24 protein-coding genes and 3 pseudogenes are annotated in these 22,860 nt (G+C 40.7%); 24 read left to right on the top strand and 3 right to left on the bottom strand.

Going from position 1 to position 22,860, the window contains the following annotated elements; all coding sequences use genetic code 11:
* The first annotated feature begins 678 nt into the window (after positions 1–678).
* From ACFVAD_RS12440 to ACFVAD_RS12390, 11 genes and pseudogenes are all read left to right on the top strand, one after another.
* A complete protein-coding gene (locus ACFVAD_RS12440; RefSeq protein ID WP_386640220.1) occupies positions 679–948 on the top strand; it encodes a hypothetical protein in 270 nt (89 codons plus the stop codon).
* A 6-nt stretch (positions 949–954) separates the two neighbouring features.
* Positions 955–1,509, top strand: a pseudogene (locus ACFVAD_RS12435) (EcsC family protein).
* A gap of 397 nt (positions 1,510–1,906) precedes the next feature.
* On the top strand, positions 1,907–2,527 hold the full coding sequence (locus tag ACFVAD_RS12430) for a deaminase domain-containing protein (protein ID WP_386640217.1): 621 nt from the start codon (positions 1,907–1,909) through the stop codon (positions 2,525–2,527).
* An 11-nt stretch (positions 2,528–2,538) separates the two neighbouring features.
* Positions 2,539–3,090 carry a hypothetical protein gene (locus ACFVAD_RS12425; RefSeq protein WP_386640214.1) on the top strand — a complete coding sequence of 184 codons (552 nt, stop codon included), beginning with the start codon at positions 2,539–2,541 and terminating at the stop codon, positions 3,088–3,090.
* Positions 3,091–3,436: 346 nt separating this feature from the next.
* Positions 3,437–4,231 (top strand): hypothetical protein, encoded by a 795-nt coding sequence (locus tag ACFVAD_RS12420; protein ID WP_386640211.1) that lies wholly within the window; start codon positions 3,437–3,439, stop codon positions 4,229–4,231.
* Between the two features lie 583 nt (positions 4,232–4,814).
* A complete protein-coding gene (locus ACFVAD_RS12415; protein ID WP_386640208.1) occupies positions 4,815–5,351 on the top strand; it encodes a DinB family protein in 537 nt (178 codons plus the stop codon).
* Positions 5,352–5,421: 70 nt separating this feature from the next.
* The gene (locus ACFVAD_RS12410; RefSeq protein WP_386640323.1) at positions 5,422–5,775 is read left to right on the top strand and encodes a YciI family protein; all 354 of its coding nucleotides are present in this window, start codon (positions 5,422–5,424) and stop codon (positions 5,773–5,775) included.
* 47 nt (positions 5,776–5,822) lie between these two features.
* Positions 5,823–6,491: a Type 1 glutamine amidotransferase-like domain-containing protein gene (locus ACFVAD_RS12405; protein ID WP_386640205.1), complete on the top strand. Its 669-nt coding sequence runs from the start codon at positions 5,823–5,825 to the stop codon at positions 6,489–6,491.
* A gap of 248 nt (positions 6,492–6,739) precedes the next feature.
* Positions 6,740–6,994: a spore coat protein gene (locus ACFVAD_RS12400; RefSeq protein WP_386640320.1), complete on the top strand. Its 255-nt coding sequence runs from the start codon at positions 6,740–6,742 to the stop codon at positions 6,992–6,994.
* A gap of 160 nt (positions 6,995–7,154) precedes the next feature.
* A pseudogene (locus tag ACFVAD_RS12395) lies at positions 7,155–8,387 on the top strand (MFS transporter); the annotation flags it as partial.
* Positions 8,388–8,582: 195 nt separating this feature from the next.
* Positions 8,583–9,458 carry an AraC family transcriptional regulator gene (locus ACFVAD_RS12390; protein ID WP_386640202.1) on the top strand — a complete coding sequence of 292 codons (876 nt, stop codon included), beginning with the start codon at positions 8,583–8,585 and terminating at the stop codon, positions 9,456–9,458.
* 50 nt (positions 9,459–9,508) lie between these two features.
* Here ACFVAD_RS12390 and ACFVAD_RS12385 read toward each other — a convergent pair whose 3' ends face one another.
* Positions 9,509–10,924, bottom strand: coding sequence for an N-acetylmuramoyl-L-alanine amidase (locus ACFVAD_RS12385; RefSeq protein ID WP_386640200.1), 1,416 nt, complete (start codon positions 10,922–10,924; stop codon positions 9,509–9,511).
* Positions 10,925–11,130: 206 nt separating this feature from the next.
* Here ACFVAD_RS12385 and ACFVAD_RS12380 point away from each other — a divergent pair, with 206 nt between their 5' ends.
* The 4 genes from ACFVAD_RS12380 to ACFVAD_RS12365 all read left to right on the top strand — a co-directional run bounded on the left by ACFVAD_RS12380 (position 11,131) and on the right by ACFVAD_RS12365 (position 14,769).
* Positions 11,131–11,460 carry a PadR family transcriptional regulator gene (locus tag ACFVAD_RS12380; RefSeq protein ID WP_386640198.1) on the top strand — a complete coding sequence of 110 codons (330 nt, stop codon included), beginning with the start codon at positions 11,131–11,133 and terminating at the stop codon, positions 11,458–11,460.
* Positions 11,457–12,647 carry a DUF2812 domain-containing protein gene (locus ACFVAD_RS12375; protein WP_386640195.1) on the top strand — a complete coding sequence of 397 codons (1,191 nt, stop codon included), beginning with the start codon at positions 11,457–11,459 and terminating at the stop codon, positions 12,645–12,647. Before ACFVAD_RS12380 ends, ACFVAD_RS12375 begins: the two co-directional genes overlap by 4 nt.
* 285 nt (positions 12,648–12,932) lie before the next feature.
* Positions 12,933–13,892 (top strand): tRNA dihydrouridine synthase, encoded by a 960-nt coding sequence (locus ACFVAD_RS12370; protein WP_386640192.1) that lies wholly within the window; start codon positions 12,933–12,935, stop codon positions 13,890–13,892.
* Between the two features lie 169 nt (positions 13,893–14,061).
* The gene (locus ACFVAD_RS12365) at positions 14,062–14,769 is read left to right on the top strand and encodes a M48 family metallopeptidase (RefSeq protein ID WP_386640189.1); all 708 of its coding nucleotides are present in this window, start codon (positions 14,062–14,064) and stop codon (positions 14,767–14,769) included.
* A 33-nt stretch (positions 14,770–14,802) separates the two neighbouring features.
* Here the strand turns inward: ACFVAD_RS12365 and ACFVAD_RS12360 are convergent, their stop codons facing one another.
* Positions 14,803–15,168, bottom strand: a complete 366-nt coding sequence (locus ACFVAD_RS12360; protein WP_386640186.1) for a hypothetical protein — start codon at positions 15,166–15,168, stop codon at positions 14,803–14,805.
* A gap of 229 nt (positions 15,169–15,397) precedes the next feature.
* On the opposite strand from ACFVAD_RS12360, the gene ACFVAD_RS12355 reads away from it, so the two are divergent.
* From ACFVAD_RS12355 to ACFVAD_RS12320, 8 genes are all read left to right on the top strand, one after another.
* On the top strand, positions 15,398–16,243 hold the full coding sequence (locus tag ACFVAD_RS12355) for an MBL fold metallo-hydrolase (protein ID WP_386640183.1): 846 nt from the start codon (positions 15,398–15,400) through the stop codon (positions 16,241–16,243).
* Positions 16,244–16,409: 166 nt separating this feature from the next.
* Positions 16,410–16,694: a putative quinol monooxygenase gene (locus tag ACFVAD_RS12350; protein ID WP_386640180.1), complete on the top strand. Its 285-nt coding sequence runs from the start codon at positions 16,410–16,412 to the stop codon at positions 16,692–16,694.
* 327 nt (positions 16,695–17,021) lie between these two features.
* Positions 17,022–17,273, top strand: a complete 252-nt coding sequence (locus ACFVAD_RS12345; protein WP_386640317.1) for an ArsR/SmtB family transcription factor — start codon at positions 17,022–17,024, stop codon at positions 17,271–17,273.
* Between the two features lie 11 nt (positions 17,274–17,284).
* Positions 17,285–18,250 (top strand): TIGR03571 family LLM class oxidoreductase, encoded by a 966-nt coding sequence (locus tag ACFVAD_RS12340; protein ID WP_386640177.1) that lies wholly within the window; start codon positions 17,285–17,287, stop codon positions 18,248–18,250.
* Positions 18,251–18,290: 40 nt separating this feature from the next.
* Positions 18,291–19,313 (top strand): LLM class flavin-dependent oxidoreductase, encoded by a 1,023-nt coding sequence (locus tag ACFVAD_RS12335; RefSeq protein WP_386640174.1) that lies wholly within the window; start codon positions 18,291–18,293, stop codon positions 19,311–19,313.
* Between the two features lie 90 nt (positions 19,314–19,403).
* Complete coding sequence (locus tag ACFVAD_RS12330) at positions 19,404–19,703, top strand: iron-sulfur cluster assembly accessory protein (RefSeq protein ID WP_386640171.1); 300 nt, start codon at positions 19,404–19,406, stop codon at positions 19,701–19,703.
* A 144-nt stretch (positions 19,704–19,847) separates the two neighbouring features.
* On the top strand, positions 19,848–20,360 hold the full coding sequence (locus ACFVAD_RS12325; protein ID WP_386640168.1) for a type 1 glutamine amidotransferase domain-containing protein: 513 nt from the start codon (positions 19,848–19,850) through the stop codon (positions 20,358–20,360).
* Between the two features lie 85 nt (positions 20,361–20,445).
* On the top strand, positions 20,446–21,162 hold the full coding sequence (locus tag ACFVAD_RS12320; protein WP_386640166.1) for an SDR family oxidoreductase: 717 nt from the start codon (positions 20,446–20,448) through the stop codon (positions 21,160–21,162).
* Between the two features lie 336 nt (positions 21,163–21,498).
* Here ACFVAD_RS12320 and ACFVAD_RS12315 read toward each other — a convergent pair.
* Positions 21,499–21,579 (bottom strand): annotated as a pseudogene (locus ACFVAD_RS12315) (protease); the annotation flags it as partial.
* A gap of 100 nt (positions 21,580–21,679) precedes the next feature.
* Between ACFVAD_RS12315 and ACFVAD_RS12310 the strand changes: the two are divergent.
* Complete coding sequence (locus ACFVAD_RS12310) at positions 21,680–22,819, top strand: zinc-dependent alcohol dehydrogenase (RefSeq protein WP_386640163.1); 1,140 nt, start codon at positions 21,680–21,682, stop codon at positions 22,817–22,819.
* The last annotated feature ends 41 nt before the right edge of the window (positions 22,820–22,860 follow it).

Genomic DNA, 22,860 nt, shown 5'->3' with positions numbered 1-22,860 from the left:
ACCATTAACCTTCGGCATTTCACATTTATCAATCTGCTGTCTCATAAAGCCCTGGAAAGTATTTCTAAATATGCTTCATTTACAATAATTCTCGATTCAGTAAGATCACTAAGCATAAAATGACTGCCGTTACGAATAATCTTAAGTCCAAATATTTCAAGATATCAATAATTCAATTATTTGATATTGAGTTTCATATTTATTCGACTGAATTTCAAAATAATATCCATCATTTAAACGGTAATTAATAAAGTCTACAAGTCGTTTTTGACTTACAATTTTTCTAATTTTATTATCCGCATAAACCCAGTGTGAGGGAAAACCTTGGCCATAAGTATCGTCAAAGCAGAATTCATTAAAAACTCTACAAGAGCAGGATTAATTGTATCCGCAATTACTCGTATAGTTCTTTTTCTAATTTTCTAATATTCTCCCCTCCGAATGGATTATTCCATAGTAAACCAATTATAATCCGAAATTTTGAACTTTTCGACGTATTTTTAAAATAGATAGCTATTTCGTCGATTTATAGTGTAGATTACTCGGGAAGTTTCATAAGTTTTAAATTACCTTGAACTGATTCGGTTAAATAGAAGGTGCAAAATACTAGGAATAAAGTAGTGAAGGACAACGAAAATGTTATAATGGTAGTAATTAACATTAATGGGGGCTAGAGGGATGGATACTACTTTTAACGAAAATCCAATTACTATTTATGAAGAGGACCAACTTGAGCTTATTAACAAATGGAAAAAAGAAGAACCTAGCGTATTAAATCAAGCGTTTGGAGTTGTTTTAAAACCAGTCTCGTGGGTTGTAGAAAAAGTTGTACCGGAGAAGGCTATTCAAGGATTACTAGATGGGGCCAATGAGGTGAGGAGATTTTTTGCTGATACAAAAGACATACTTAGGGATGGGGAAGTTTTAAAAATTGAGGAATTGATGTAAAAAGACTTGGAACTTTCTGATCAATTAGCGGATGAAGTACATAATTGGGCAATAGGGTTGGCTACTACAGAGGGAGGTGTCGCAGGCTTTTTTGGTTTACCAGGAACCCTAGTAGATGTACCAACAATTATAACTTTCGCATTAAGGACAATACATAAAATTGGTTTATGCTATGGTTACGATTGTAAAACTGGGGAAGATAAGAAATTTGTTTTAGGAATTTTAGCTGCATCAGGTGCCAATAGTGAAGAAGAAAAAACAGCTATTTTAGCCTTAAAATCAATTTAAAATACAATTGTAAAACAAACCTGGAAAAGAATGGATGAAAAAGCAGTTCAACAACCATTTGGAAAAGTAGCTGCGATTTTTGCAGTTAAAAATCTTGCAAAACAACTAGGAATAAATATATCAAAGCGTAAGGCATTACAAGCTATCCCATTAATTGGTGCTCTTGTGGGAGCATCTTCCAAGGGGTGGTATATAAAAGATGTAGGTTGGGCAACAAGAAGGGCCTTTCAAGAAAGATGGTTAATGGAAAATGGAAAGATAATTGATATTTAAGTAGTTTTAAAGACAAAACTAAATAAAACACGGGGATTTTTTTGTAAAAATAAAGCTATTTCATATAATCAACTTTTAAAAGATTTAAGAAAAAGGGGAAAATACGGTAAAGCAATATGCATTTAATTAAATTTTAATTCCGGTATGTAGATACTACAGCTGACAGCATCAGGGGTAAATAAGGGATAAAAAATTGGAATGTCAGGCTTATTCAAATCAGGTAGTTTGCTTTTTGCTTATAAATGCATTGATAAAACTCTTGTTTTAGCCTCCCCCATTGTTAGTCATAAATCCGAGTCGTTTAACTAGGCTGAGAACAATATAAATCTATTCATAAAATAAACAATATAGTTATTAAACATTTACATTTCAATATACTTTTATTAGGAGATAAAAAATGACTAATGCTTGCGAAAGACAACAATATAAAAATAGTTTCAATGGAAGGCTGTTAAAAAGGCAACTTGATCAATGGTTTTCAATAATTGATGATTTTAAAAGCAAGAATTTCATTGGTACATCCAATCCTTTTTATCGTAGACTAAATATAGGAAATTTTGCTGTTGCATTGCTTCAATACAAAGACAATAAAAATGCACAGCAATTAAAATATTTTTATTCACATTCATATATAAATACACCTCAAAGAAAAGCTAGTTTTCAATTATTTATTAACCGAGCACAAAGTAATAGTTACGATATAACTTCTATACAAGATATTCATAACAATATGGTTGTTAAAGTACCTCCTTTAATATTCAGCTATGTTAAAGTTGATGTATTTAGAAGTATTGAAACACCAGCAAGTAAAGACCGATTCAATGACACGGAATCTATGATATTGGAGAATATTTTAGATTTTGTTCTTTCAAATAATATAACAAATTTTTATGTTGACTTATTTACATATCTTGAACCTTGTCTTTGTTGTGATAAAAATATCATTAGTTTTCTCAAAAAGGCTCCTACTTGTGGTATGACCCTATATTATGAAAAGCCCTACAATAAGTTAATTTAGGAGGAATATTAATGAGTTACAAATTTATAGATTTTAATGAACTTCCTAATTATATTTATTATTTATTTAATGATATAGAAGAAGAAGAACCTAACTTAGATTTTTTTCAAATTATAGACGAAATAATTAATGAATTAGCTATTGAAATTACTAGCTTTAACTATAGAAAAACTTTAATATATGGCTCTATTTTGGTAATTATTGCAAATAAGTTTAATTCTACTATATTAACTGTGCCTATTGACAACGTTACCAAAGAAATTGGTATATATAATTTAATTCATTACATTGTCTCGTCACCAAATGAATTTCATAAAGCTAATACACATTACCAAAGATTTAATAAATTCCCTCCTAATCTCGAAAAATTTAAAGATGAAATTATTGTATTTAATTATAAAGATTTTTCTAACTTCGAGTTTACTGATATTCAAGCTCCATTTGCATTTGATTATCTGAAAAACTTGCTTAGAACATACGTTAATAGTTTCTTAAAACTCAACAATAGAAACAAATATTCTACAGAAGATATCAGTAAATTAATTATTTCACAATTTAATTAAATACTGGCTATTTATGTGAACTCTAAGAAAATACAATAGGGTTCCTATTTTATATAATTTCTAATTAATTATAGGTGCTATAAATTTTATATCCATATTTTTCTATTATTAATAGTATTTCTTCATACAAAAAAGATAGCATAAGCTCTCAATAAACAACATTGTAATAGCTCCCCTTAAGGAAGTAACGGGAGCTTTAACAGAAGATCAAAGCTGTCATTACTGAGGACTTTTCTTATAAAACTCACGGGCATTTTAGTTCAACAAGACTTTTTGGGTTTATGGTAAAATATTAAGAATCTTAATTATTTTGATAATAATAAGTTTTCTGGGAGGGGGGCTAAAAATGTACGCTGGCAGGAAAAAGTATGGTGAAGAAACACGATATCGATTAATCGAGTGGACAGAAGGAAAACCTGCTTCAGAGCGTCTTGGGGGATATATTCTGTCTGTTAGTGATTATAAAAAAATTGATCCTTCCCAACCTTTGGGTGGTCGTGATGGAAAAAAAGATTTAATCTGCGAAAAAGAAGGAATTAAATGGATAGCTGCGTGTTATTTTCCCCGTGGACAAAAAATTTTTTCGGTTATAAGGAATAAATTTTCAGGTGATTTGATTGGTGTTAAACGAAATAAAGCAAAGGGAATTGTATTTATAACTAATCAAGCAATAACGGTTAATCAAAGAGAAACTCTAAAAAATTTAACTAATCTTGAAGTTGAAATATTCCATCAAGAACGTATATTAGGAATCTTAAATAGCCCTATAGGTTTCGCAGCACGTCAAGAATACCTTGGATTAAATATGACGATAGAAGAAAAGATTTCCTATAGTTTTATGTCTATTATGTCTTTAGTTTTTCAAAATATTTACAATAAAAATACTTTTAATATTTTTGATCCGACTGTAGGTTCCGGTACATTAATGAGCACGTTAAGGAGTTACTCTCAAAATAAAGAACTAACTGATAACTTAGAAGTATTAACTAACCCCCGCATCCTTTTTAATATTAATAAATCCGATAGGTTTGAAAATAAACAATTAATTAATGAAGATTCTTTTGTTGATTATAAAAAGAATAACTTTGAAGTTTTAATTATAGATCCACCATATAATTTAAATCCTTTATCATTAACTTAATTAATTCACAGGCAAACCTTTCTTTTTTACTATTGATAACACAAAGAAGGAACATCAAAATGAAATTAAAAAATGGAGATGGTACCTAGTCATTTAAAGATCTTATTAAAGTAACGGTGGCGTTAGTTAAACAGATGTGTTTTCTGAGAGAAAAAGTCTTAAAAATGTTGATAAACCCACCAACATCCATTGTGTTGTCAATTACAGTCCACACACTGTGAGGCAGTGGCGAGGATTGAACGAATTTAACCTTACCTAATACTTTGAATCCATTCCCTACAAACATTTAGAAAAACTTGTTTGTGGGGTTTTTTATGTGGAAAATCGTTTGGTGAGGGAAAATGACTTACTGTATTTTTTGCCGGTTGCAGATCGAGGAGCAATCTCAAAATATGCACACGATGTTATAAATGGAACTCTCTAAATTATAAACAGGACCTTTCTGAACTAGTTGGAAAGGTCCTCATTATTTTTTGATTCACCTTAACAGGAATTATTGCACGTGTTGTCGAATGCCAATAACTAGTGATTAAGTGGGAACATCAGGAATCGTCCCAAAGCTGAAGGTGGGGAGTGAAAGCAAATGAACCTGAAACTGATGGATGTTTTTCGCATGGAATATGACTTTTGTTGGGATAGGGAGACCTGGTTTGCTCCATTAGAATCGGCTCTTAAGGGGTTGAATTCCACAGATGCAAGCTGGCAACCCCCTGGTGGAGGGAATACGATTTGGCAAACTGTGAAACATCTGAACTATTACAACACCCTGCTTGTTAGACAGATTAATGACACCACCACTGGAAAAAATGCGTCCGAAAATAAGGCGACATTTGGAGATATCGGGGAATCAGTAGATTCTATATGGAAGGAGATCTTGGCAGAGAATACATTTGGAGATGTCGGCGACCCGGCAGATTCTGAAAAGTGGAATGCCGTCATGGCAGACACGCGCCAAATTTGTGAAAGTTTGCGTAGATCACTGGCACTAGTCAAAGACAGCCAGTTGGATGAGGAACTTGCCGGGCGTCTGGCTCGTCAAATTTTACACAACGTATATCATACTGGACAAATTGTATTAATTCGCAAACAGCAAGGTTCTTGGCCAAAGGTGCGGGAATAGTTGTCTATTTCGCTCAAGCGCATGTGAAAGAGATCTTCTGATAATCTACTAAAAAAAGGAGGAACAAATGATGCTATTCATGTTGATTGTCAAAGCCTCAAAGAATTCGGAAGGTAACAACCTCCCGAATCCAGAGCTCATGGAAGCCATGACGAAGTACAATCAGGAATTAGTGAAGGCGGGCGTACGGGTTATGGCGAAAGGTCTTCATCCAAGTTCAAACGGGATTCGCCTTTCGTTTCCGGAACAAGGGGGACAACCAGTGGTTACGGAAGGGCCATTTACAAACACGAACGAATTGATTGCCGGCTTCATACTGATTGATGTGAAATCTAAGGAAGAAGCCATCGAGTGGGCCATGCGGATGCCTGACCCGCAAGGTTATGGGGAAGGTCAGATAGAGTTGCGTCAAGTATTTGAGTGAGTGGAAACACTGTTAGCTATTAATAATTAATCGAGGAGTTGAAGGTTATGAAACTTCTGCTTACATCTGCAGGCGTCAATAACAAAAGCATACATGATTCGTTGGTTAGTATGCTAGACAAACCGATTGCCGAGTCTAGCGCACTCTGCATACCCACTGCGTTGTACGGACACCCCTGGGTCGGACCCGGCGTCAATGCCTGGGAGTTCATCAGTGGAAATTCCGAGAATCCCATGGTCGACCTGGGCTGGAAGTCCGTCGGCGTGCTGGAGCTCACAGCGCTGCCCAGCATCGACGAAGAACGCTGGGTGCCGCTGGTACGGGAGACGGATGTACTACTGGTGGCGGGCGGTGACGCTCTCTACCTGTCCCACTGGATGCGGCAGTCCGGACTGGCAGATCTCTTGCCGTCGCTGCGTTCAGTCTATGTGGGAATGAGTGCTGGGAGCATGGTGATGGCACCTAACATCGGGGAATTCTTCGTTGGCTGGAATCCACCAAACGGTGTTGATAAAACGCTGGGTCTGGTCGATTTTGCAATGTTCCCGCATCTGGATCACGAGATGCTGCCGCATAACACGATGGCTGCTGCAGAGAGATGGGCAGCCGGGATGCAGGGGCCGGCGTATGCAATGGATGATCAAACCGCCATCAAAGTGATCGATGGAGTGGTCGAAGTTGTATCCGAAGGGCAATGGAAACTGTTTATGCCTTGATCTTACTGTTGCTTATTGCTTGTAATCTCGAAAGAAAATAGGAGAAAGGCAGGTAACCGATAAGTAATCACCTGCCTTTTTTTCTTTTAAAAAGCATCGGAAAGAGTCCCCGATGCTTTTTCATTTAACCTTCATCGACTACTTATTTAGTAGGCAAACGCACATCTTACTGGGTACAAGTTTATAGACGTATATCCATTGAATAGGATGATAAGGAGAAACTTGAAGGGGTGCATCGAAAAGTGAATATAAATTATCAAGATTTTCGTCAGGAGAGAAGAATAGGCCGTCCAGGCTTTGGTTTTGGGGGATTTGGTTCAGGATTTGGTCGTCCAGGGTTTGGTGTCCGTCCGGGTCTAGGATTTGGCCGTCCAGGCTTTGGTTTTGGTTTTGGTCTTCCGTTTGTAACAGGATTGGCTGCAGGAGCATTATTGACTCCAAGACCATATCCGTATCCATACTACTATCCACCTTATCCACCTTATCCATATCCATATTATTGATTTCAGCACGGAGAGCAGCAGCTGTTGTTTCTTGGGTGATAAACAAGTGGACGGTTCTGTGCTTCTTGGAAGCAGAGAACCGTCCCTTTGGTTCTTTTTAAAACTATTCGATACGGGAAACCCATATATATAGGGTAAAAGCTCACAGGAGTAGATATCATTGGACAAACAAAATAGTGAATTTAGATGGGTTATATTTACTTCTGTATTGTTTACATATTTAATAATGTCGAGCCAGCGAACTGCTCCGGGGTTAATTACAGACCAATTGATGGTTGATTTTAGTGTAACAGCGGCAACGGTTGGATTAGTGACAAGTATCCAATTTTTTGTATACACTGGTTTGCAAATTCCAATGGGTGTTTTGGCTGATCGTTATGGGCCTAATTTTCTTCTCATTATAGGTGCCGCTCTTACAGGTATAGGTACAATCATTTATAGTCTTGGTACACAGGAATTTGTCCTGTTTTTTGCTAGAATCCTAACGGGAATAGGGGATGCGGCTATATGGGTAAATATGGTGTTGATTTTAAGCCAATGGTTTAACCAAAAGGAATTTACTCGATTAATTGGCATTGCAGGAATGACAGGAAGCCTGGGTTTCCTTTTGGCAACTGTTCCATTCTCCGCATTGATTGTTTTACTTGGTTGGAGGGGGGCATTTCTTTCAGCTGGAGTACTCTTATGTTTACTAAGTATTTTCCTTTATTTTGTACTCGTAAAAAAATCAAAGCAATCGCTCTTTGTAGCAAAAAAAACACATCGTGAAAAAACATCGGTTTTACTGCGAAGAATACTTTCGAATAGGCAGGCATGGGCATTATTCTTTTGTCACTTCGGAATTGTCGGAGGGTATATAGGATTTATCGGTTCTTGGGCAGTGCCATATATAATGGATGTGTATGGAATGACGCGCTTAGTTGCAAGTCAGCTTATTATGATTAGTCTTCTTGGAGCGCTTATTGGGGCACCTCTGATTGGCTGGATTTCAAGTTATTTAGAAACGATTAAAAGGCCATATATTGTTTTTCATATCATGGTTTTATTGTGTTGGTCTACCTTTCTTTTATTTATTGAACATCCACCATTTTACTTTCTAGTTATCCTTTTCTTTATCATTGGCTTTGGATTTGGATCAAATTCCTTAACCTTTGCAGTCGTTCGTCAAACTTTTCCTATAACAGAAACGGGCATTGTTACTGGGTTTGCGAATACGGGTGGATTTCTAAGTGCAGTATTGCTGCCAAGCATTATTGGATATATATTGGATCATTTTCAGTCAACTTCAGGTAGTATAGGTGATGGATACTACTACGGTTTCCTCACTCCAGTAATCTTCTCTATTTTTGGTTTGATTGGCGTGATTTTTATTAAGGAAAAGCGTCAGGATGCAGGACGTAAAACAAACGTGCCAAGTAGATGCAAATTGGGAACTAATTCCGGAAATCAAAAAATCACATGAGCGTATCGCACCAAATGCGCTACTAACAATAAGAGTTTCTTCCACTGCATCCGACAAATTCGTGCACATAAAGTCGGAAGGCTACCTTCAACCCCTGTTATTCTATTGATGAAAGGAGGTCATATAATGGATTTGTTAAAAAGCATGAATGATGCCATGAGATATATTGAGAATAATCTTACGGACGAAATAGACTTCAAAGAGGTGGCAAGAATCGCTCATTGTTCTGAATATCACTTTAAGAGAATGTTTTCTTTTCTTGCTGGTATTACATTATCAGAATACATCCGCCGTAGACGAATTAGTTTGGCAGCATTTGAGTTAACCAATAGTAGGATGAGAATAATCGATGTGGCGATAAAATATGGCTACAGCTCGCCCGATTCGTTCACCAGGGCTTTTTACAATCTGCATGGTGTCACCCCATCAGAAGCAAGAAACAATGGACAGCTGTTAAAGACATATCCATCTATGACCTTTCAATTATCGATTAGAGGGGGAGATGAAATGAATTACAGAATTGAGCAAAAAGAAGCATTTAACATAGTTGGTATCATGAAAAGGGTCCCAATCATATTTGAAGGAGAAAATCCGGAAATAACTGCAATGTGGAAATCTTTGAGTATGGACGACATAGATAGATTGAAAAAAATCTCTGATGTAAAGCCGCAAGGGATGATTCAAGCATCTACAAACTTTTCTGAAGGACGCATGGAAGAAAAGGGAGAGCTTGACCAGTATATAGGAGTAGCAACAACACAAGAATGCCCTGTAGGCTTTTCAAAACTTGAAGTGCCTGCCTTGACCTGGGCGATATTTGATTCAACGGGACCTTTTCCAAGTACGCTGCAGGCGACTTGGGGCAGGATATATGCAGAATGGTTTCCATCCTCCACTTATCAGATAGCGGAAGGACCCGAAATCCTATCCATCAAAACCAAAGACCTAACATCACAGTCTGTGAAAACCGAAATTTGGATTCCTGTTAAGCAACGGGGATAAAAAATAAGGGGACGGTTCTCTGCTTCGAAGCGGAGAACTGTCCCTTTGTTTCAAATTTTACTGACAGTGCCTAACATATCACGCATCTCTTCAATTTCTGCTTGCTTCCTTGTAATGGCCGCTTCAAGCATTTTGCTGTAGATTTTCAGGATAAGCTGACCATATTGGTTGCCAGGCACTGCCCAGCGTCCATTCAAGTCCAGCCAGCCTGGGGCGATGCCTCTTGTGACGAGGTCAAAGCGAGGATCTACTTTAGGGTAAGTTGCTGTTAGAGGGTCCTTGCTTGCATAGGCAAAGAGATGCTGAATATGTGCCAGCACACCTTCCTCAGGAGTTGCAAAGACAGCTCCCCTTACTTTCCCTCCTGTAGCACCGATGCCTGCGTAATTGTTTTGGTCCGCCTTTACGTCGCCTGTAAAACGGAAGTAATTGGTCTCATGGATGGCTTGGGCGTATGCAACGTCTCCGCGGATGTTGTAAGCTGCTCCAAGCTCGATGTAGTATTTGCCGAGTAGTGGTGCGTTTTGATTAATGGTTTTTAGAAAAGCATCAAGCTCTTCTGCTTTCATCGCAGCGTTTCCTTGAATGGACAATCCGGTTGGTGCCGGAGCCGGTGGTGGGGTTGGTGTCGGTGTTGGTGCCGGAGCTGGTGGTGGTGTGGGAGTGGCAGGCTTGGTTTCTTCCACAAGAATAAATGCCTCTACACCGAGTTTCTTTATTGTTTCAACAAGCTTTTCGGCATTAACGCGCTCTTTAAACGCCCCAGCCTGCACGCGGAAATATGGTGCGCCATTTAAGGTGGTGGTGGAAATGATGGTGGTAACTCCCTTTTCCTTCAGATAGAGAACCCTTGCTTCGGCATTCTTGCGATCTTTAAAGGATCCGGCAATGACTTTATACAAGTTTGTGGTTACCTTACTTGGCAGGGCTAATGCTGTTGCAAGTCCTTCACCGATTGCTTTGGAGACATCCGCCTTGAAGCTCTCTTGTTGGATGAGCGCTCTGTCTGCGGCAGTGTCTAGAAATAAAATCTCCAGAAGAACGGCTGGCATGGTTGTTTCCCTTAGTACATGGAAATTAGCTGTCTTGATTCCCCGGTCTCTCAGGTTGTATTTTCCTGTAACCACATTGATAATTTCTCCATGTACAATCTCCTGAAAGGTGCGTTCAATACTTGATTTTGAGTCATTATAGCGATAGCTTTCAAAGCCTGTCCCCCCACCTGCATTGTGGTGAATGGAGCAGAAATAATCTGCTTTTAGGGAATTCGCAAGACTGGTTCGCGCCTCGAGGGTGACTGTCGTATCCTCTTCTTTTGTCATCGCAATTTTCACATCATATATATTTTCCAAATAGGTTCTTACTCTTTTAGCAATATCTAAGTTCACGTCTTTTTCCCTGAGTGTCTGGTAAACAGCACCAGGGTCTTGTCCTCCATGTCCTGGATCTAAGACTATGATTTTCATTAGGTGAAACCCTCCTTTAGTACAGGATATGCTAGATAGTATAGAAGGATTGGATATTTGAGGAGTTTTTATATTTTTGTTTTGCTAGAAAAGATAGGGGACAAGAGGATGATTCAAAAACATGTTGCATCATTATGTCGCAACGTGATATAGTCGTATCATGACATATCTCACCGCGATGTATCGGAAAAGAAGAGGTGACAGGATTGGAACTGACTAAAGTGATAAAAAAATACATACCAATGACAGAAACTGCGTTCTACATATTGCTGTCATTGACGGAGCCGCGGCATGGCTATGGGATCATCAAACATGTAGAGGAGATCTCCAATGGCCGAATCCGCTTGGGCTCGGGCACGATCTACGGAACGCTGACTAAAATGCAGAAGGATGGAGTCATCACGGTGTTTGCGGATGCAGAGAGAAAGACGGTGTATGAGATCACCGATACCGGTAAAGCATTGATTACCGCAGAAATCGAGCGGCTGAAGGAGCTTCACGGAAATGCATTGAAGTACGAGGGGGGATTTTTATGAAAACTCACATCAAACCATTATGGAGCTACGATGTGCAGAAGACGGAGCAATGGCTTTCCGAGCAGGCAAAGGCAGGCTATCATCTCAAAGAACTGCACCGTTTTAAGCGAGGTTTCACTTTTACAAAGGGAGAAGCGAAGGAAGTCACCTACAGGATCGGTTATGATAAAATTCAGACCGCAACCCTTTCCCAAACATTGCGCAAAGAGGCTTGGGAAAAAGTCACCCAAAGCGGCAAGTGGTATGTGATTGCAAACGAAAGGCCACAGGCCGAAGTGACCACTTCCACCAATCGCGATGGTATCATCAAGCGCAACAACTATATCATGTACACCTTCATCGCCCTACTCATCTACTTTACATGTACGACGCTGATGAATGTGGCCATATTCTCCACAGTCTTTTTCTCGGCCGGTCTAGTGGAAGTGGTGGAGAGCCCATTCTGGATCATCACCTATCTCGTCGCGGCATTGGCAACAGTCTTCTATATCTTCATGGTCTATTCGGTCTGGAAAATAAAGACGACAAGTAAAGCCCTATCGACGGAGAGCCAGGCAACCTTTACAGGCCATCCTACACTGGAAAAGAAAGTGTTGACGAAATCTGAAGAAAGACAGCTAAAACGAGAAGGCGTCCTCTTCAAGCGCTACAAGTTCGGATGGATGTATTCCCCGGATAAGCTCGAGGGATGGCTTGAACAAATGGCAGCAGAAGGAAATCGCCTCCACCGCGTACACAAACTCGGCACGACCTTTTACTTCCTAAAGGGCGAACCACAACGGATCAAATTCAGTGCAGATTATCAAAACCTCTCCAAAGACAGCTATTTCGAGATTCATAGACAAGCAGGCTGGAATGACGAATACTGCTCAGGATCCGCCCTGCAAAAATGGACCATCTGGAGCAAGCCATACGAAGAAGGCGAAACAGCACCAAACATGTACAGCGACAAAACCCATAAGCTCAAACATGCCAGGAAAGTGGCTTTTTCCTATACCATGCTTTTCCTGCCAATGGTCCTTTTGTATCTCTTTATTATCAGCATGAATATCAGCTATATGCTACGCAGTGAGGAAGGGTGGACGATACTTAATATGAATACGATTATGTTTTTCTTTTGTATCATGATGTTCGGGACATTCATTGCAAGGAGTTGGATGTATTATTTTAGGTTGAGGAGGGCGTGAAAGTAGCTGGCCACTACTCGTATATAGATTCCTGTAAAAGTTAAGAAATTAACGATTGCAGGTTTTTTTTATTTTTATCAAAATTGAATGAATAAAATACCATCTGATTTATTGGTTATAAAAATACCATTCAGCACCAAATTTCGTTAAAATAAACATTGTCGATCTGCACAAATTATAAATGTAGTTATGTTGATAATAAGTGGTGAAGCATGATATAAGTGTAAAAGAATATTTTTGAGCGAGAGTTAGAAGTTGTATCGATAGAGAGGATTTGAGTTTGAAATGAAAGAAAATTTTTGGCGTGACCTACCACGGCCATTTTTTGTTCTTGCACCAATGGAAGATGTGACAGATGTAGTGTTTCGTCACGTAGTAAGTGAAGCCGGTCGTCCGGATGTATTTTTCACAGAGTTTACAAACTCGGATAGCTATTGTCATCCAGAGGGCATGAAAAGTGTGCGCGGCCGTTTGACTTTTACAGAAGATGAACAGCCGATTGTGGCACATATTTGGGGGGATAATCCCGAATATTTCCGTCAGATGAGCATTGGAATGGCGGAGCTGGGATTCAAAGGCATCGATATCAATATGGGCTGCCCTGTACCGAATGTGGCAACAAGAGGGAAAGGCAGTGGCCTTATCCTTCGTCCAGACGTTGCGGCAGAACTTATTCAAGCAGCTAAAGCGGGCGGTCTGCCTGTCAGCGTAAAAACACGACTTGGCTTTAGCGAGATAGATGAGTGGGAGGAGTGGCTAGGGCATATTTTAAAACAGGATATTGCGAACCTTTCCATCCATTTACGTACAAGAAAGGAAATGAGCCAAGTGGATGCGCATTGGGAGCTCATTCCTGAAATCAAAAAACTTCGCGACCGCATCGCACCAAATACGCTGCTGACCATCAACGGAGACATTCCCGACCGTCAAGTCGGCCTGCAGCTTGCTGAAAAATATGGCATTGATGGCGTCATGATCGGGCGAGGCATCTTCAAAAATCCTTTTGCCTTTGAAAAAGAGCCAAAAGAGCATAGCAGTAAAGAATACCTGGATCTCCTAAGACTGCAGCTTGATCTCCAAGATAAATATGCGGAAGAAGTGCCACGTTCCATCTCAGGGCTTCACCGCTTTTTCAAAATCTATGTTAAAGGTTTCCGTGGTGCTGGTGAACTAAGAAATCAATTGATGAACACGAAATCAACTGATGAAGTGAGGGCATTGCTTGATAGTTTTGAAATAGAGTGATGAGTAAATAATAAATAGCTAAAAGAGCCAGTCAATCACTCCAAAAACGGGCGTGAAGACTGGCTTCCTTTTTGGATTAGGGCTTTGGAGCAAGGAGGTAATCTCCACTACTTTTTATAGACAAATTAAATATAATTAATTGGAAAAATACATGATTTAAGGTGATAAAATGATACATACATATTCAGGAGAAACCATCCATTTTGAGATAAAATACAAAAATCGCACATCAATTGCAATTCATATGGACGTCTATGGAAATGTTGAAGTCCAGGCTCCTAAAGGTACACCGGATGAAAAAGTGATTCAATTGCTGGAGAAAAGGTGGGAACTGATTCAACAAAAATCAAAGGAAATGAAGGATAGACTGCTTGGGTCGCAGGAGAAAATCTACAGTCAAGATGAGAAGATCCTTTATTTGGGAGACACATATCCTGTAAAGATTTATCACGATTCCACCATCGAGCAAGATCATGTCGTGTTTGACGCAAAACATGTAAATGTATATGTGAAACAGGTTGATGACGAAAACATAAAACAAGCTTTAAAGCGATTCTATTATAAGCAATGCAAAGCCCTAGTGGAGAAGAGTGTAAAATCCTATCAAAGTAATTTTAAAGTAAAACCACGTTCTATCCGTATTTCTGATAGTAAAACTACATGGGGGACCTGCGATTCCCAATTACAGTTAACATTTAATTGGAAGCTGGCGATGGCCCCGATTAAAGTAATCGATTATGTAGTAGTACACGAAATGTGCCATATGATTCATCTCAACCACGATCGTTCCTTCTGGAGACTTGTCGGAAAAATATCGCCCGATTATAAAGAGCAGGAAAATTGGTTAGCACTGTCAAGTTGGAAAATGACCATTTAAATGTTAAGGTCCCTTGCCCCATTTGAGGCAGGGTTATCTACTATCAAGATGATCCATTGCTTCAACAGCCAGCTCCATCGCTTTGATTCTTCTTTCTAAAAGCGTCTTTTGAGGGCTACCCGGTTTTGCTTTGTCATAACTGTTTTGAAGGGATGGGAATAAACCGGTCAATACCTTGCGAGCTTTTGCTATTTCGTCACCGGTGTAATGATGAGGTATTTGGTTCCAAGCGGTTCCCAGCAAGGCTAAGCCGATTTGGAGAGCCTTGAGTCGTTTAGTTAATAAGCTAGTGTTCGCCCCTTGTTGCATCATACTAGCTAAGGCGTTTTCGGATTTGCGGATGGCTGATTGGAAGGCTGAAATTGATTCTAGTTTTACTTCATTTGATACGTTTTCCATTTCATGCTGACCTCTCTTTGCTTTTGATTTTGGAACCCATGAATTCTATTAAGAATACCAATTCTACACTACTTAGAGAAGTAAATACCGTATATTTCATCAAACCCCGAGAACCCTCATCAAAAGGTTCGTCGGGGTTTTTCCCTTTCTAAAAGATGTTTATCTTCCTCCCGCTTAACAAATACTATCCAACGTACTATACAGACCGAATGAACAGAGGTGTTCACAATTGGAAAACGAAATGAAGTACAGCAAGGACAATAAATTTATCCCTGTCACATCCCTCTCAGCTCATACTGGAGAAGAGGTGGCAATGGACCTGTTTTATTACACCAATCAGGTGGTGAATATTTGTCTTTACGGCAACCCCGAGCAAAAGGATGGGTGGGTGCTGATTGATACGGGGATGCCGAAGTCGGCCGAGGAAATTGTTTCTGTGGTGGAAGAGAGATTTGGTCCGGATAGCCGCCCAAAAGCGATTATTCTGACACACGGGCATTTTGATCATGTGGGAGCCTCTGTGGATCTCGTCAGGCATTGGGATATTCCGGTGTATGCCCATGAGCTCGAGCTCCCTTTTTTAACAGGGAAAAGCCCTTATCCCGAACCCGACCCATCAGTGGAGGGTGGCCTGGTCGCAAAAGTGTCTTCGTACTTCCCGAATGAAGCAACGAACCTGGGAGGCCATGTACACTCGCTCCCTGCTGACGGAAGTGTTCCAGGCATGAACGGCTGGCGTTGGATTCATACTCCCGGCCACTCACCTGGCCATATTTCCTTGTTTCGGGAGGAGGACCGGACACTGATCGCCGGCGATGCCTTTGTCACCGTGAGACAGGACTCCCTATATAAGGTGCTAGTTCAAAAAACGGAGGTATGCGGGCCACCACGTTACTTCACCACCGATTGGCAAGCGGCTTGGGAATCGGTAAAGAAACTGGCAGCTTTAAAGCCGAGGGTGGCTATAACGGGACATGGCACCCCAATGGAAGGCGAAGAATTGGCTACCGGATTAACAAACCTCGTACAGGATTTCGAAAGCGTCGCAATCCCAGATTACGGACGATACATCTAACATTCCATTCAAATCGAGGAGGACATCATGAGAGCAGTCACCTCCACCGCCGTATGTTGGTCAGACCTTCACCTGTACCAAGGAAACGGGAGGGACATAAACTCCACTACCACCTTAAAATCTTTATAAAAGAAAGACAAACTACTCATTATATAGAGGGATGAAAATGGAGCATATTGTAATTACTGCTGTATTAAAACCAAAAGAAAGCCTGCAGGGGCAACTAGTATCAGAACTCAAAAAGGTACAAGCGGCATCAAGGGAAGAGGCAGGTTGTATAAAGTATGACTTGCACCAATCTGAAGACCAAACTTTTGTTTTATATGAAGTGTGGAAGGATGAGGAAGCGCTGGAATACCATATTCAGTCGGCTCATTATCAGGAATACAGGAACAATATTGCAGACCTTGTATCAAATAGAGAAGTGTATAAGCTGAAAATAATGGAATAAGTTCAAAGGTGGAGTGGCGGAACAGTCGAAAAAACTTGTTATTTGCAGTGTTTTTAGTGGTCTATTTTATGATGGGAGCTTTTCGCCGCATCTCCTTCGAACAAATAATTTGATTTAGAAGGACTAGATGGCTAATATAATTATATCGAGAATTACCGATTTGGCATGATGCTTTCAGATCATCTATCTAGCCTCCATTGGGATAGTGATAATAGATATAGAAAGAGGAAAATGACATTGAAGCAGGAATTGGAACGCTTAAATGATGAACAAGCCGTTGAAATTTTTAAGGCATTGTCGAACCAGACGAGGGTGAGCATTCTTCAGATGTTAAAAGATCCCGACAGTCATTTTTCACCGCAAGCCCATATTATTGCTGATGAAGGATTTAAAGGCGGGGTTTGCGTAGGGGATATCCGAAGCAAGGCGGGGATTTCGCAATCCACTACTTCACAGTATTTATCGATTCTGCTGCAAAGCGGACTTGTTGAAATAAAGCGAATCGGACAATGGACGTATTATCGCCGTAATGAGGAGACGATTAAAAAGTTCGAAAAATACGTTGGAACAAAAATTTAAGGAGAATTGTAGTGAGTTTATTACAGCATCGAGCATATAACAGGTTGTACCAAAAGGAAAAAATGACCCTTGGTTTCGCGATTCCGACGGCAAGGATGTCCAAATATCCGATTATGGAAAATCAGCTGTCGCTTGCCCGCAAAATTGAAGACCATGGTTTCGCGGCATTGTGGCTTCGGGACGTTACGATTCAGAATTTGAATATTGATGATAATGGTCAAATGTATGATGTATGGATTTATTTGACCTATCTTGCGGCCAATACCAAGGATATTGCACTTGGGACGGCTAGTGTGGTCCTCCCTCTGCGCCATCCTGTCAGAGTTGCAAAGGAAGCATCATCTATTGACCGGTTGTTTCCCGAACGGCTGATTATGGGAGTGGCTTCAGGAGACCGGGATAAAGATTTCACAGCTTTGGGAATATCCAAGCTCGAAAGTGGAGGGCTGTTTAAGAAGAATTATGCATTCCTTGAACGGCTATTAAAGGAGGACAGTCCGACAATCAACAGCGATTTAGGCGTCATCGATGGAACGGATATGAGAATGATCCCCAAGCCTTTTTCTTCGATTCCGACCATGGTGACAGGATTCAGCAATCAATCGATTGAATGGATCGCCCAGAATGGGGACGGCTGGATCAATTACCCGAGGAGTATCCCACAACAAACTCAATTGATTTACGATTATCGTAAGTTGTCGGAAATTCACGCCCCGGGAGTGTTTAAACCTTTTACTCAGACTTTATTTATCGATTTATCTGAAAATCCCGATGCGTTACCTGTTCCGATTCCTTTAGGATTTCGTGTAGGACGCAAACAGTTATTAGAAATTTTATATCAATTTCAATCCATTGGTGTCAATCACCTGGCTTTTGTATTGTATTTTTCAAAGCGCCCTCCCGAGGAAGTGATACAGGAGCTTGGAGAGTTTGTGCTGCCTTACTTTCCGACTCATGATATTCCAGTAGGAGATTAGTTTTTAATAAAATTAGATAAGGGAAGAAGATGAACAACTTATGTCTAAAAATGCAATTAAACTAAACGAAATTCCATTCTCGGTGCTGGATCTTTCACCGATCACAGCCGGAAGTACTCCTGCTGATTCCTTCCGCCATACATTGGAACTCGCACAGCATGCTGAAAAACTTGACTACAACCGTTTTTGGCTCGCTGAACACCACAATATGCCGTTTATCGCCAGTTCCGCCACTTCTGTGGTGATGTCCCATGTGGCAGCCGGTACATCACAAATCCGGGTTGGTTCAGGAGGAATCATGCTGCCGAATCATGCTCCGCTCGTCATCGCTGAGCAGTTTGGCACTCTTGAATCCTTATACCCCGGGCGAATTGACCTTGGTCTGGGGCGGGCACCCGGTACGGATCAGGGGACCGCTCGTGCATTGAGACGCGACTTGAGAAGTACCGGAGATGACTTTCCTGAGCAATTAGCAGAACTCCGCGGTTACTTTGATCCATCCTTGGCCAAAGGAAATCCTATAAAAGCGATTCCAGGTGAAGGTTTGAATATTCCAATCTGGCTGCTGGGTTCAAGCGGCTTCAGTGCGCAGCTGGCCGGAGAACTGGGTTTGCCATTTTCGTTTGCCGCCCATTTCTCGCCTCTTAACACGCTAGGTGCTCTACAGATCTATCGCAAGGCGTTTAAGCCTTCGAATGTTCTCGATAAGCCGTATGCGATGGTGGCATTGAATATCATTGCAGCAGAAACAGATAAAGAGGCAAAATTCCTTTTCACAACCCTGCAGCAGCAATTTTTGAATCTGATGAGCGGCAACCTTACACCACTTCAACCACCGGTAGATGACATATCCGAAGTAGCCAGCAGCTACCAATTAAAGGCTCTCGAGCAGCAATTAGGCTCATCGATTGTTGGCAGCCAGCAGACAGTAAAGGACAAGCTGCATACATTTTTGGAGAAGAGCCAGGCTGATGAAATCATGGCCATTGCCCAAGTTTACGACCACAAAGCTCGCCTGCATTCATACGAGCTTCTGGCGGGAATTACAAAAAGCGAAAGGTAATATGGATGAAACCGTGAGATCAGGTTATGAGGTTGTTCACGGGATTCCTTAATTAAAAAGATAAAAATTATTAGTAAAGGAGACAATGATATGAACTGCAAAATTAATCGAAATGCTGCTAAAGTGCTGAAACAAATGTTGGAAAGTGAAGAGGCTGAAGGGAAAATGGTTCGTGTCTACGTTACATTGGACCATGGGGATCATGCCCATTATGATGTAAAACTTGATACGCCTACGGACCATGATGAAATTGTGAAAACAGACAAAGGAATTGATGTTTTACTTGATAAAAGGGAACCGTTTTTAGATGGGGTTTGGATCAAGTATTTCTATGTGCCACAAGCAGGATTTGAAATCACGAATTCTTCCAAAATGCATCACCATCATTAAACTCGTGATTGAGCGGTACAAATTGTTTTTATACTCCCATATATATCAGTAACAATTATTAAACCCGGTAGATTACTTGTATTTATTGTGTTAAATGAGAATAATACCAACGATACTTTTACAAATTTAAGGGGGCTTATCATTATGAGCAAAAAAATCGCTACACTAATAACAGACTTATTTGAAGATGTGGAATTCACAGAACCAGCACAAGCATTTAAAGATGCTGGTCATCAAGTGATCACAATCGACATACAGGCTGGAAAAGATATTACTGGTAAAAAAGGTGAAACAGTAAAAATAGATAAAGGAATTGGGGAAGTTAATCCTCAAGACTTTGATGCTTTACTAATCCCTGGTGGCTTCTCTCCTGATTTATTACGTGAAGACGACCGTTTTGGTGAATTCGCAAAAGCATTTATACAAGAAGGTAAACCTGTTTTTGCCATTTGCCATGGCCCACAAGTATTAATTGATACAGACCTATTAAAAGGCGTCGACATAACAGGTTTCAAATCAATAAGAAACGATCTCAAAAATGCAGGTGCTAACTACAAAGATGAAGAAGTTGTGGTAAGCAATAATATTGTAACAAGCCGTATTCCGGATGACATTCCTGCCTTTAATCGTGAATCCTTAAAATTATTAGCTGAATAATAGGTACTGAATAGTATCGTTTCAGAAATAAATTTCACAATCAATGATCAATACAAAAAAGATTTTAAGAAGGAAGGATTTAACTATGTCATTAAATGGTAAACGGGTAGTTGTTTTAGGGGGTACTTCTGGTATTGGCTTAGCAACTGCCAAAGCGTTTCTCGATCAATCTGCTCAAGTGATCATTGCCAGCCGTTCTGTTTCCAAATTAAATGAAGCAAAACAAGTTCTTGGTGGCAATGTAGACGCAATTGAAATAGATTTTCGAAGCGAAGCAAAAGTAGCAGAATTTTTCAGTAAGGTTGGAAAATTTGACCACCTTGTGGTAACGGCAGGAGAAGGCGCAATGGGGCACTTTAGCGAACTGCCTGTGGCAAGTGCTAAAGATGCGTTTGATAGTAAGTTCTGGGGACAATATATTACTGTCCGTTCAGCACTTCCATATCTAAGCAAGGAGAGCTCAATCACCTTAACCTCTGGTGTATATGGCGTTCGTCCTCCTCAAGGCGCCAGTACGTTAGCGGCAATCAATTCAGCCATTGAAGGATTGGTTCGCGGACTTTCCGTAGACCTAGCCCCTATTAGGGTAAACGTGGTTTCACCTGGAATTGTAGACACTCCAATCTATGCTGGAATGTCAGATGACCAGAGGCAAGAACTGTTCAACGGTATTGCACAACAGCTCCCTGTTGGACGGATTGCAAAGGCGGAAGACATAGCTGAAACCTATGTATACCTTGCTAAAAATGGTTTTACTACCGGGACATCTGTTCTTATTGATGGTGGAGCTCACTTAGTATAATGGCCTAAATGGATGTTGAACCGAAGCTTACCACCCTACCAAGCAACATTTCTAACTAGGCTCTTTTCTTAAAGTTTGATGCTTTACGCCCGTAAAAAATCGGCACTTGGATTTTTACAGCTTTTTTCCCCATATTATTCAAAGTGATACAGAATCTATTAAAGAGAAAAGAGCACGAGGACCAATAATATTACGGGGTTAATATGAGTACGTAAATGCAACAATTTATGCGAAAAAAGCCTCTAACTAAAATAGAAAAAATGTAAGAATTGAGTGATTTACTGGCGGCAATACTTCAAAAGAGTATTGCCGCCTTTTTTCATTAGGTACATAAAATTCTTTAAAGGCTTGTGCTGGTTCGGTGTACTCAACATCTTCAAATAAGTTTGTTAGAAGTGCAGCGATTTTTTTGCCCATGCGTGAAAATATCGTACATCGAATGAATAAACCACACTCTCCAATTCCATAATAGAAGCATGCATGCAAATTCAAGGCAAGCTATAACAGGAGGGTGATTATGAAGGCTGTAACTTTCAATGGTGTGAAGAACATGCAAGTGAAGCAGGTCCCGGATCCGACGATTCAGAAAAAAGATGGGATTATCGTTAGGATCACCTCAACCGCAATATGCGGTTCCGATCTCCATATATACCAGGGGGCAATTCAAGCCCAAACCGGATACGTGGTCGGACATGAACCGATGGGCATCGTAGAAGACGTGGGCCCTGAGGTGACAAAGGTCAAAAAAGGTGACCGGGTCGTGCTCCCTTTCAATATCTCGTGCGGCAGCTGTCATTACTGCCAGCATGAAATGGAGAGCCAATGCGACAACTCCAACCCCAATCCCCAAGTGGATACGGGGGCTTACTTTGGGTTTACCGAACGTTACGGGAATTATCCGGGCGGACAAGCTGAATTGCTTTACGTGCCGTACGGCAATTTCATGCCTTTCGTTATTCCGGAGTCATGCGAATTGGAGGATGAGAAGCTCTTGTTCCTGTCCGACGTGCTGCCGACGGCCTATTGGAGCGTGGACAACGGCGGCGTGAAGCAGGGGGATACGGTGGTTGTACTCGGCTGCGGCCCAGTCGGCTTGATGGCGCAAAAATTCGCCTGGATGAAAGGGGCAAAACGGGTCATCGCGATCGACAATCTCCCGTACCGGCTGAATCATGCTAAAAAAATGAATAACGTCGAAATCTTCAACTTCGAAGATTTTACAGACATGGGGCTGCATATTAAAGAAATAACAAGCGGGGGTGCGGATGTCGTCATCGATTGCGTCGGAATGGACGGCAAGAAGACGCCATTGGAGGAGGAAGAGCAGAAGGCCAAGCTGGTTGGCGGAACGCTCAGCCCGATCAACATCGCCATGAATGCGGTGCGGAAATTCGGTACGATTCAGATTACGGGGGTATACGGTTCTAAATATAACCAGTTCATGTTCGGAAACATTTGGGAACGAAACGTGAAGCTGACCATGGGACAGGCGCCTGTGATTCATTACATGCCGATGCTGTATCAAAAAATTATGGCAGGCGAGTTCGATCCGACGGAAATCATCACGCATAAAGTGCCACTCGATCAGGCGCATGATGCGTACAACACCTTTTACAACCATGCGGACGAATGCATTAAATTTGTCCTGAAGCCTTAAATGATGTCATGAGAAGAGGGGCTGTGCCACGGGGTATTGTA

It is taken from the genome of Sutcliffiella sp. NPDC057660 (assembly GCF_042800035.1).
In the GTDB taxonomy this organism is placed as follows: Bacteria; Bacillota; Bacilli; order Bacillales; family Bacillaceae_I; genus Sutcliffiella_A.
Note: the sequence above shows the minus strand (reverse complement) of the source record. Positions and strands in the feature narration are given on the sequence as shown.